Below are 251 nucleotides of genomic sequence, written 5' to 3'. Positions count from 1 at the left end.
CGCCATCTAAAACTATTCAAGGCTGTCCGTCATATATTTCAACCGTGCAATAAAGCGTCAACAGCGCAATAAACCTGACATCTTCGTGCACGGCTGCCATGCAAGCATCAGCCTCGCTTTTGATCGCTGTAATGCTTTTAAACATCGCAGTCATATTTTGCAGCGACGCGTTTATAGCGGCCTCATTTGCGCTGCGATTAAGGTTGGCCTGGCTTCGCGCCAATAGGCGAAGCCATCCTATCCTCAAGAAG

The 251-nt window shown here is 48.6% G+C and carries 1 protein-coding gene; it reads right to left on the bottom strand.

Features of this window, described 5'->3' with window-relative positions:
* Positions 1 to 16: 16 nt before the first annotated feature.
* A partial coding sequence (locus AC0L3B_RS39940) for a hypothetical protein (protein ID WP_473383448.1) occupies positions 17 to 251 on the bottom strand: 235 nt, incomplete at its 5' end.

The sequence above is a fragment of the Bradyrhizobium sp. Kon56 genome (assembly GCF_055807635.1).
The sequence above is the reverse complement of the archived record's forward strand: the minus strand, read 5'-3'. Positions and strand labels throughout refer to the sequence as shown.